The organism is Candidatus Rokuibacteriota bacterium (assembly GCA_016209385.1).
GTDB lineage: Bacteria > Methylomirabilota > Methylomirabilia > Rokubacteriales > CSP1-6 > JACQWB01.
In genome coordinates this window covers 1-6,716 of record JACQWB010000307.1, presented here as the reverse complement: position 1 = coordinate 6,716, position 6,716 = coordinate 1, and the positions used below count along the sequence as shown (strand labels likewise).

The following is a 6,716-nucleotide window of genomic DNA, read 5'->3' as shown; positions in this document are numbered from 1 at the left end:
TGGCCACACTCAACATCGAACGCGCGAAGTTTCATGGCGACTGGAACTACACGCTCCATTCACGAAGCCGTAGGACATAATAGGTCAGTTATTTATTAACACTTCCTTAGGGGGTCGGGCCGAGCCCCAATCGCGCTCCGCGCCGTCGGCTCACTTGCCGTCCTCGACTCCACCCACGAACGGCCGGAGGAGCTGGGTCAGCTCCAGCGGGAAGATGATCTTGGTCGCCGGGCTCGCCCCCAGGGCCTTCAGCGCGTCCAGGTACTGCAGCCCCATCGTCTTGGCGTCTACCCCCCGCGCCACGGCGTAGATCTTCTCCAGCGCCAGCGAGAAGCCCTCGGCCCGCAGGATCGCCGCCTGCCGGTCCCCCTCCGCCCGCAGGATCGCCGCCTGCTTCTCCCCCTCGGCCACCTTCACCGCCGCCTCCCGCTGGCCGTCGGCCTCCGTCACCACCGCGCGGCGCGTCCGCTCCGCCGCCATCTGCTTGTTCATCGCGTCCTGCACCTCGCGCGGCGGCGTGATCTCCCGAATCTCCACCGTGGTCACCTTGACCCCCCACCGCTCCGTCACCTCGTCCAGCTTCGTCCGCAGCACCTGGTTGATCTGCTCGCGCTTCGCCAGCACGTCGTCCAGCGGGATGTCGCCCACGATGGCCCGCAGCGTGGTCGTGGCCACCCCCTGGGAGGCCCCCACGAAGTCCTGGACCTTCAGCACACTCAACACCGGGTCCACCACCCGCGAGTAGATCAGGAAATCAATCGAGATCGGCGCGTTGTCCTTCGTGATGCACGTCTGATGGGCAATCTCCAGGAACTGCTCGCGCAGATCCACCCGCACCGCCCGGTCGATGATCGGGATCAGGATCACCAGGCCTGGCCCCTTCTGCCCGATGCTCCGCCCCAGCCGAAACACCACCAGGCGCTGATACTCGGCGACGATCCGGATCGCGACCCAGAGGAACCACACCAGGACGACGAGCCCGAGGCCGATCGCAAAGGCGAATTCCGTCATGGCCACACCTGCACGTAGGCCGAGCGGACGCGGTCGGAGACGGTGCCGAAGTGGGCGTCGTACTCCTTCTTCAGCGTGACGAGGTGCCCCGAGTCCAGGAACCGCTGGAAGGTCTCCTCGCTCTCGAACTCGTACACGGCCATGTACTGGTAGCGGTCCTCGCCCAGGATGGCCTTGTAGCGGCGGGCGCTGACGGCCCCCTTGAACTGGAGGAGCTGGGGCGCGTGCTCCGTGTTGTACCAGTGGTTGAAGGCGGCCTCCTGGTCGCGGGTGATCGAGGCCCTGACGACGAACAGGACTGTGGCCATGGCTGATCCTCCTTTCACTGCTCTTTCCGGCGAATGCCGAGCTCACGCCTCCAGGTCTCTACATCGAGGGCCTGCCCGGTGAGGCCGTTCGACGCATCCGACGCCAGGTAAACGAAGAGGTCGACCACGCTCTCGGGCTGGGCGCCGCCGTAGTTCGTCATCTTCGTCGCCACGTAGCCCGGGCTCACCGAGTTGACCCGGACCCGGGAGGGCTTGAGCTCCAGCGCCAGGTAGCGCGTGAGGCCTTCGAGCCCCCACTTGGAGACTCCATAGGCTCCCCACCCGTTCAACGTGTCGCGTCCCAGCCAGGACGACACGTTGATGATGCTCCCCCGCCTCTGCCTCACCATGTGGGGAGCGACCGCCCGGGCCACGAGGTAGGCGCCCCGGAGATTGACCGCCAGCACCCGGTCCCACTCCTCGACCGGACACTCCAGCAACCCGACCTGTGCGTGCGCAACGCCGGCATTGTTTACCAGGACATCGAGGCGACCGAACGTCTTCAGGGCCGCGTCGACGAAGGCGACAGCCTCGTCGAGCTGGCTCACGTCGGTCGGGAGTGCCAGCACCTTCGCTCCGAGACGGTCCCCCTCGGCAGCCGTCGAGCGAAGCTCTTCCCCCGTGCGCGAGCAGAGGGCCAACGCGGCTCCCTCCCGCGCGTAGGCCACGGCCACGGCGCGGCCGATACCGCGCCCTGCCCCCGTGATTACGGCGACCTTTCCCGCCAGCACGCCGGCCATCGCCCGCACTCTACAATCAGCGCTTCCCCCCGGCAAGCCTGCGGCTCTCGGGGAGCGCCCGGAGCCAGAGCATGGAGCAGATCCCGAGGAACCCGCCGATGCCGAGGACGGCGAAGGCCCACCCCCAGATCCCGCCTCCCGGGTTGGCGCGGCCTCCCGTCAGGTCGAGCACGGCCCCGAAGACCAGGGGGGCTACCGCCCCGGCCCCGAACCCCAGGAGCGACCGGACCGCCAGGACGGAGCCCAGGTGGGCCGCGTCGACGACCTCGCTGATCCCGGTCGAGTAGACCGGCGAGTCGCCGATTGCCGAGAAGCCGTAGACGAGCCCGACGGCCACCACGAGCGTCAGTGGCGCGGTCAGGAGCCACCCGAAGGTGAACGAGCAGGTCGTGCTCACGACCATCATCCCGATGATGACCGCGGTGCGCCCCCAGCGGTCAGAGAGCCAGCCGCCGATGCTGCTGGCGACGATCCCCATGACATGGAAGAGCGCGGTCAGGTTGGCCCCGATGCCTGCCGACCGGGCGACCTCGAGGCCCTGGGTGCGGAGCACCGCCGTGAGGAACGCCGGCGTCCACGCCCACATCCCGAGGAGCTCCCAGGAGTGGAACGTGTAACCCGCGATCATCAGCTGGGCTGCGCGATTCCGGAGCAGCTCGTCGCCGAAACTCCAGCGGGCCGGCGCCGCGGCGAGCCGGGTGACAGTGCCGCGCAGGATCGGGATGGCCAGGACCATGCAGGCGACCGGTCCGAGGGCCAGCGTCGCCAGGGCGAGCCGCCACCCCGCGACCACGAGGCCGGCCACAACGAGGGCAAGAGCGTAGCCGACGGACGACGAGGCCAGGAACCAGCCGATCGCCCACCCGCGCCGCGCGGCGGGGAAGCGCTCGGCGAGCAGGATGAGCCCGGGGGTATAGGTCCCGGCCAGGGAGATGGCCAGGACGGTGAAGAGGATAAGGGCCGAGAGGTAGCCCTGGGCCAGCACCGGCAGAAGCAGCGAGACACCGGCGGCGGCGAAGCTCGACCACACGAAGACGCTCCGGGCTCCCACTCGATCCGCCAGGGCCGAGAGCACCGTCAGCGAGACGGCGACGCCGAGCTGGAAGGCCGAGGAGATTGAGCCGGCGGCCGTCGCTGACAAGGACCACTCCCGCTGGAGGATGGGGAGGACGGCCGGGTACGCCATGTACATCATCGAGGCTCCCACGCGGGCGGTGCAGAGGCCCGCGAGCCAGAACGTGTCGGCGCGACGCGATGGGACGGACACAGGTGGCTCCCCGCAAGCCCGCTCATTCTGCCATAACCCGTGCCGCCGCCGCCGACTTTCCCGTTGACAGTTTGGGAGGAGTGTGGGAAAAGAGGTAACGCTTCTGGTCGACAACTGCTTTTGCCAGCAACTGACAAGGACGGACCCGCCCATGCCCACGCATCCCGGCTCAGGAGGTCCCGCGGCTCGGCTCAGCTTCGCGCCGGTCGAAGGCGCTGCGGAGCTTTTCACGCCGGCCTTCGAGGACTATCTGGTTCGCCTGCACGCTCACTTCACCCCGCGCGTCCGCGCGCTCCGGGCTGCGCGCGGCGAAGTCATGAAGCGGGCCCTGGAAAGGCGAGCGCTGCCCACTCCCCTTCCCCCGAGCGCCGCCAGCACCGGCGACTGGCAGGTCCCTCCCGTGCCCGAAGACCTGTGGAAGCCCGGGATCGAGATCTCGGGGCCGTGCTCGATCACGAGCATGTTCATCAACGCTCTGAATCCCGGGCCCGAAGGCGAGCGCGCCGAGGGGGACCTGGACGACGACGAGGATTCCGCCGGGCACCGCCTGATCGACACGGTCCGGGCCGCCCACAACCGGCTGGCCGCGGTCAACCGTGAACTGACGTACGTCGATGCCGAGAAGGGCAAGGAGTACCGGATCGCCGAGGGTGAGCTGCCCTTCTTCATGCATCGGGAGCGCGGCCTCCACCTGGACGAGCCCGACGTCACCGTGGACAGGACACCGATTCCGGCGGCGATCCTCGGCACCGCCCTCACCCTCTTCTACGCGGGCCGGGCCCAGGCCGAACGGGGCCAGGGGATCTACTTCTACCTGCCGAAGGTGGAGACGGCCGAGGAGGTCGCCTGGTACCGGGACTTCTTCGACGCGAGCCGCGACGCGTTGCCGTTCCTCCGGAACGTGGTCATCCGCGCCGTCCCGCTGATCGAGTCGCTCCCCGGCGTCTACCAGATGGAGGAGATGCTCCACGCCCTCGGGCCCTATGCGGGAGGGCTCAACGCGGCGCGCTGGGATCTCAAGGCCAGCATCTTCGAGTTCGTGATGACAGACCCCGCGCAAGTGTGGCCGGACCGGTTCGGGGTCGATATCAAGACCACGCCGTTCCTGGCCAACATCTTCAGGCGCCTGGTGGCGATCTGCCTGAAGCGCGGTGCCGTCCCCATCGGTGGCATGGCCACCGCGCTCCCGAGCTCCGACGCGGAGGTCAACCGCGTCGCCGCCGAGGCCATCCGCGCCGACAAGGAGTGGGAGGCCCGGCAGGGGTTCATCAGGGCGTGGGTCGCCCACATCTTCCACATGAAGACGGCGGCCGATCCGTTCAAGGAACTCCGCGCCTCCGGCTGGAAGCCCACGCCTGAGATGGTGAACCCGGACAACTACCCGATCGAGATCAAGGTCCCCGACGGCCCCATCACCGTAGTGGGGACGCGCCGCAACGCCCGGATGCTGATCGAGTACCTCGAGGGGTGGCTGAACGGCCGCGGCGCCAAGGGCATCGACAGCCTGGCGGGCAAGCCGGGGATCCACCCGGCCCTCATGGAGGATCTGGCGACTGGGCGCATGTCGGTGGCCCAGATCGCCCAGCGGATCCGCCACCGGGCCCGCGCCACCGACGACCCGCGCCAGGCGCACGACTTCGCGCTGGTCAAGCGCCTCCTCCAGGAAGAGGCGGAGAACATCGTGACGCGCCTGAGCGCCGCCGCGCCCGATGAGAAGAGCCGGAGGGCTTACCGGGAGGCCGAGGAGCGCTACCGAAAGGCGGTCAAGATCGCCATGCGCTGGATCAAGAACTACACCGAGCTCGACTTCCGAAGCCTCGGGTCATACACCCGGGCCGACCTCGACGCCATCGCCGCTGCGCCCGACGCCTTCTAGCCGACTCACAAGCCGAGTTTCCCTTGACCACCCCCGAGGCGTTAGCTATGGTTAGGGCCGCCGCAACAAGAGGGGCCGCGGGCATGGTCGCCGATTGTCGAGCCCGCTGCGTCGGCGTGGTTACACAGAAGAACAATGGAGGCTGTTATGTCACCCAGTGTGTCGTCGAAAACTTTTCGGTTAACGATCTGTGTGCTGTTGGCGCTACTGCTCCGGCCTGCGTGGGGGGAGGAGAAGATCGTCCTCGACGGTTCAACCGGGATGCTCCCGCTAGCCAAAGCTCTTGGCACGGCCTATCAACAGCAGTCCTCCAATCCCCAGGTGGAGATCGGCAAGGGGCTCGGGACCGGAGCACGACTCCGAGCCCTGGCGGAGGGAAAGATTCAGATCGCCTTGGCCAGCCACGGCATAAAACCTGAGGATGTCCAGAAGGGGAATTTGAAAGTCATCGAGGTGGCCAAGGGGGCGATCGTTTTCGCGGTCAACGCCAGCGTCCCAATCACCAACATTACCGAGGCACAGGTGTGTGACGTCTACAGCGGCAAGATACGGAACTGGCAACCCCTGGGCGGTGCTGATAGTCCGATCGACGTGCTCACCCGTCCACCCACGGAGGTGGATCCTGAGGTAATTCGAGCAAAGATCCGTTGCTTCAAGGAGCTGAAAGAGGTGGAGACGGCCAAGGTGATGGCTCGAGGCGGCGACATGGCCAAAGGGCTTGCGGACACGCCGCGCGCCATCGGGATGACCAGCATGACCGTGGTGGAACAGAGCGGAGGGAAGGCGAAGGCCCTGACCCTGAACGGGGTTGCCCCCACGGCAGAGAATGTAAAGAGCGGTCGCTACTTTCTGGCCCGGGATTTTCTCTTTGTCATCAAAGGAGAGCCACCGACCCTCGTCAAGAAATTTCTCGACTTCGCCCTGAGCCCGCACGGCGACCGCGTGATCCTGGCCAACGGCGCAGTCCATCTACGATAGCCAGCAGCCCTCGTGCTCGGGCACGTCCACGATCATCACGCGCCCACGCGTCCGCGCGCGGTTGCCAGAGCGAGCGCGGCCGACCGGATGGCCTGCTGGCGGGTCACTGCGGCAGAAATGCTGAAGGTGGAATACAACACCGCAACTGTCAGGGAGTACGGCGAGGACACAAGCCGTCCCTCAAGGAGCTGGAGCAGGAAGACGAACACGGGCCCGCGGGTCATGACTACCCGCCCCGTGACAGGTGAGGCGAGCCACACCCCGACCTGGTTCCCGTAGCTCGGACAGACGCTCAGGACGAGGGACGCGGCAGCCAACGAGAGCATCGTCGCCGGCGCGAGAGCGAACCAGCCATCACCCGAGGCCGCCATCACCGCCGTCGCGACAAGCACCGCTCCGATAAACCGGACTGAAACCAGGGCCTCGGGATTCACGCCCGCCTCGTTCAGGTTCTTACAGAGGACCGTGTTGACACTGATCGAGATCCCACTCCCAGCCGCGAGGAGCACACCGAGAGCCGCCACGCTCAGGGGTTG

At 67.2% G+C, this 6,716-nt stretch carries 7 protein-coding genes; 2 read left to right on the top strand and 5 right to left on the bottom strand.

The genetic code is table 11. From position 1 onward, the window contains the following. Positions 1–150: 150 nt before the first annotated feature. The 4 genes from HY726_23150 to HY726_23135 are packed head-to-tail and all read right to left on the bottom strand — an operon-like array spanning position 151 to position 3,326. Positions 151–1,011, bottom strand: coding sequence for an SPFH domain-containing protein (locus tag HY726_23150; protein ID MBI4611899.1), 861 nt, complete (start codon positions 1,009–1,011; stop codon positions 151–153). After that, positions 1,008–1,319, bottom strand: coding sequence for a DUF4286 family protein (locus HY726_23145; GenBank protein MBI4611898.1), 312 nt, complete (start codon positions 1,317–1,319; stop codon positions 1,008–1,010). The genes HY726_23150 and HY726_23145 overlap by 4 nt, the downstream gene beginning before the upstream one ends. A gap of 14 nt (positions 1,320–1,333) precedes the next feature. Then, the gene (locus tag HY726_23140; protein ID MBI4611897.1) at positions 1,334–2,059 is read right to left on the bottom strand and encodes an SDR family oxidoreductase; all 726 of its coding nucleotides are present in this window, start codon (positions 2,057–2,059) and stop codon (positions 1,334–1,336) included. A 16-nt stretch (positions 2,060–2,075) separates the two neighbouring features. Then, positions 2,076–3,326: an MFS transporter gene (locus HY726_23135; protein ID MBI4611896.1), complete on the bottom strand. Its 1,251-nt coding sequence runs from the start codon at positions 3,324–3,326 to the stop codon at positions 2,076–2,078. Positions 3,327–3,477: 151 nt separating this feature from the next. On the opposite strand from HY726_23135, the gene HY726_23130 reads away from it, so the two are divergent. Beyond that, positions 3,478–5,202, top strand: a complete 1,725-nt coding sequence (locus HY726_23130) for a hypothetical protein (GenBank protein MBI4611895.1) — start codon at positions 3,478–3,480, stop codon at positions 5,200–5,202. Between the two features lie 198 nt (positions 5,203–5,400). Continuing rightward, complete coding sequence (locus tag HY726_23125) at positions 5,401–6,180, top strand: phosphate ABC transporter substrate-binding protein (protein ID MBI4611894.1); 780 nt, start codon at positions 5,401–5,403, stop codon at positions 6,178–6,180. Between the two features lie 35 nt (positions 6,181–6,215). Here HY726_23125 and HY726_23120 read toward each other — a convergent pair whose 3' ends face one another. Further along, positions 6,216–6,704 (bottom strand): hypothetical protein, encoded by a 489-nt coding sequence (locus HY726_23120; protein MBI4611893.1) that lies wholly within the window; start codon positions 6,702–6,704, stop codon positions 6,216–6,218. Between the last annotated feature and the right edge of the window lie 12 nt (positions 6,705–6,716).